The organism is Micromonospora maritima (genome assembly GCF_902825405.1).
Lineage (GTDB): Bacteria > Actinomycetota > Actinomycetes > Mycobacteriales > Micromonosporaceae > Micromonospora > Micromonospora maritima.
Genome location: NZ_CADEAU010000471.1, coordinates 1 through 4,068, shown reverse-complemented (window position 1 = coordinate 4,068; position 4,068 = coordinate 1). Strand labels below are relative to the sequence as shown.

At 76.1% G+C, this 4,068-nt stretch carries 1 pseudogene; it reads right to left on the bottom strand.

The window, feature by feature from the left end:
• Positions 1–3,971 (bottom strand): annotated as a pseudogene (locus tag HUW36_RS27280) (type I polyketide synthase); the annotation flags it as partial.
• Positions 3,972–4,068 lie beyond the last annotated feature (97 nt).

The window sequence follows — 4,068 nt, the reverse complement described above, 5'->3', positions numbered from 1 at the left end:
CAGGCGTCCACGGTGGACTCGTCGCGGCGGCGCTGCCGCCAGTCGGCGAGCACCGGCAGTGCCTCGCCCAGTGCCCGCGCCTCGGTGCCGTCGACGTCCAGGGCGGCGGCGAGCGCGTCGGCGTCGGCCCGCTCGACGGCGTCCCAGAACTGCCTGTCGGCCTGGTCCTCGACGGCCGCGACCGGCCCGGTGCGCACCGGCGAGTCGGGCCAGTAGCGCTGGCGGTGGAAGGCGTACGTGGGCAGCGGCACCGCCGCTGCGGTGGTGACGCCGCAGACCGCGGTCCAGTCCACGCCGACGCCACGGGTGTGCAGCTCGGCCAGCGCGGTGAGGAGACGCGGCCAGCCACCGGCGTCGCGGCGCAGCGTGTTGACCACGGCGGCCTCGTGCTCGGCGTCGTCGATCGTCTCCTGCATGCCGAAGCTGAGCACCGGGTGCGGGCCGACCTCCAGGAACACCTGGTGCCCGTCGGCGAGCAGCGTCCGCACGGCCTGTTCGAAGTTCACCGTCTGGCGCAGGTTGCGGTACCAGTAGTCGGCGTCGAGCGTGGTGGTGTCGGTGGGCAGGCCGGTGAGCGCCGAGTAGAACGGCACCTCGGCCGGGCGGGCGGTGATGTCGGCCAGGCTGGCCAGGAGCCGGTCGGCGACGGCCTCGACGTGCGGCGAGTGGGAGGCGTAGTCGACGTCGAGCGGGCGGATCCGCACGTCGTCGGCGGCGCAGGCGGTGACCAGCTCGGCGAGCGCGTCCGGGTCGCCGGCGACCACCACCGATCCGGGCCCGTTGACCACGGCCACGCAGAGCCGCCCGTCCCAGCGGCGCAGCATCCGCTGGACCCGTTCGGCGGGCAGGCCGACGGAGGCCATGCCGCCCCGGCCGGCGATGTCGGCGAGCACCTGGCTGCGCAGCGCGACGATGCGGGCGGCGTCCTCGAGGGAGAGCGCACCGGCCACGCAGGCGGCGGCGATCTCGCCCTGGGAGTGCCCGACCACGGCGGCCGGGCGTACGCCGAGGGACCGCCACAGCCGGGCCAGGGAGACCATCACGGCCCAGAGCGCGGGCTGCACCACGCCGGAGGCGACCAGGGGCGGCGCGCCGTCGACGCCGCGCAGCACGTCGGTGAGCGACCAGTCGACCCAGGGCGCGAGGGCCCCCTCGCACTCGGCGACGGAGGCGGCGAAGACGGGTGAGGTGTCCAGCAGGTCGACGGCCATGCCGGGCCAGTGGCCGCCGTGGCCGGAGAAGACGAAGACGGGTGCCGGGTTGCGCAGCGCGGTGCCGGTGACCACGGTCGGCACGGTCTCGCCGTCGACCAGGGCGGTGAGGCCGCGGACCAGCTCGTCGGGGTCCTGGCCGAGGACGACGGCCCGGTGCGGGAACGTCGCCCGGGTGGCGGTCAGCGCGTACGCCACCTCGGCCGGGCCGAACTCGGGGTAGGCGGCGAGGTGGGCGCGCAGCCGGGCGGCCTGCTCGGGGAGCGCGGCCCGGTCGGCGGCGGAGAGCGCGAGCGGGACGACGCCGGCGTCGGTGGCGGCGCCGGGCCGGAACTCGGCCGGGGCGGCGGGTTCGGGGGCGTGTTCGAGGACGACGTGCGCGTTGGTGCCGGAAATGCCGAACGAGGAGACGGCGGCCCGGCGGGGCCGGTCCCGGTCGGGCCAGGGCGCCGGTGCGGTGGCGAGGGTGATCGCGCCGGCGGTCCAGTCGACGTGCGGGGACGGCTCGTCGACGTGCAGCGTGGCGGGGACGATGCCGTGCCGCATCGCCAGCACCATCTTGATCACCCCGGCCACACCGGCGGCGGCCTGCGTGTGCCCGATGTTCGACTTGATCGAGCCGAGCAGCAGCGGCCGATCGGCGGGCCGGTCCTGGCCGTAGGTCGCGAGCAGCGCCTGGGCCTCGATCGGGTCACCGAGCGTGGTGCCGGTGCCGTGCGCCTCCACCGCGTCCACGTCGGCGGCGGTCAGCCGCGCGTTGGCCAGGGCCTGCCGGATCACCCGCTGCTGGGACGGGCCGTTCGGCGCGGTCAGCCCGTTGGACGCGCCGTCGGAGTTGACGGCGGTGCCGCGTACCACGGCGAGGACGCGCCGGCCCTCCCGCTGGGCGTCGGAGAGCCGTTGCACCAGCAGCACGCCGGTGCCCTCGCCCCAGCCGGTGCCGTCGGCGGACGCGGCGAACGACTTGCAGCGTCCGTCCGGGGACAGGCCGCGCTGGCGGGAGAACTCGATGAACGTGCCGGGCGTGGCCATCACTGTCACGCCGCCGGCGAGCGCCAGGTCGCACTCGCCGGACCGCAGCGCCTGCGCGGCCAGGTGCAACGCGACGAGCGACGACGAGCAGGCGGTGTCCACGGTGACTGCCGGGCCCTCCAGCCCGAACGAGTAGGCCACCCGGCCGGACAGCACGCTTGCCGACGTGCCGGTGCCGATGTAGCCCTCGACCTCGGCGGGCAGCTCCATCAGGCGGGAGGCGTAGTCGTGGTACATCACCCCGGCGAACACGCCGGTACGCGAGCCGCGCAGATTGGCCGGGTCGAGGCCGGCGGACTCGAACGCCTCCCACGAGGTCTCCAGCAGCAGCCGCTGCTGCGGGTCCATGGCCAGGGCCTCGCGGGGACTGATGCCGAAGAAGCCGGGGTCGAACTCCGGCGCGCCGTAGAGGAAGCCGCCGTGGCGGGTGTACGAGGTGCCGCTGTGGTCCGGGTCCGGGTCGAACAGCGACTCCAGGTCCCAACCCCGGTCGGCCGGGAACTCGGAGATCCCGTCGCCGCCGGCGGCCAGCAGCTCCCACAACTGGTCCGGGTTGTCCACCCCGCCCGGGTAGCGGCAGGCCATCCCGACGATCGCGATCGGCTCGTCCGGGCCGGTCGTGGCGGCGGCCTCGGGCGCGGCGGAGGTGTCGGCGCGGGCGCCGGCCAGTTCGGCGTACACCTGACCGGCGAGGATCTGCGGCGTCGGGTAGTCGAAGACGAGCGTGGACGGCAGTCGCAGCCCGGTGGCGGCGTTGACCCGGTTACGCAGGTCCACCGCCGTCAGCGAGTCGAAGCCGAGTTCCCGGAACGCCCGGTCGGCCGGCACCGCGTCCGCGCCACCGTGCCCGAGCACCTGCGCGACGAGGCCCCGGACCAGCGCGTCGACCTGGTCGCGAGCCTCCTGCGGGTCCAGGCCGGCCAGCCGGTCGGCCCAGTTGCCCCGGCCGGCCTGGCGGCGGGTGGTGACCGGGCCGAGCAGCGCCCGCAGCAGGGACGGCACCCGGCCGCCGACGATCTGCGACCGCATCGCCGGTACGTCGACGACGGCCGGCACGAGCGCGGCCCGCCCGGCGGTCAGCGCGGCGTCGAACAGTTCCAGCCCGACCTCGGGGCTCATCGCGGCAAGGCCGGCCCGGGTGGAACGGGCCCGGTCGACGTCGGACTGGGACGCGGCCATGCCGCCGGTGTCCCACATCCCCCACGCGAGGCTGACCGCCGGCAGGCCGTCCTGTCGGCGGTACGCCGCCAGCGCGTCGAGCACACCGTTCGCGGCGGCGTACGCGGCCTGGCCGGGCGAGCCGAGCACGCCGGCGACGGAGGAGAAGAGCACGAACAGGTCCAGGTCGAGGTCGCGGGTGGCCTCGTGCAACCACCAGGCGGCGGTGGCCTTCGGGGCGAGCACGTTCGCCAGCCGGTCCGGGCTGACCGCCGAGACCACGCCGTCGTCGAGGACCCCGGCGGTGTGCACCACCCCGGCGAGCCGACCCGGAACCTCGGCGACCAGCCGGTGCACCTGGTCCCGGTCGGTGACGTCGCACGCCACCACCGACACCGACGCACCCCACCCGTTCAGCCGTTCGACCAGGACCTCCGCGCCCGGCGCGGCCGGGCCCTGCCGCGACACCAGCACCAGCGACCGCACCCCGTGCCCGGTCACCAGATGCTCGGCCACCAGGGCACCCAGGGACCCGGTGCCACCGGTCACCAGCACCGTGCCGCCGGGCACGGCCCCGCCGCCACCGGTAGTGGGGCTGTCGGCGGCCGGAACCGCGGCGGCCGTCGTGTCTGCGGGCGGCGTCGTGGGGGCGGCCGGCGGGAGCGCC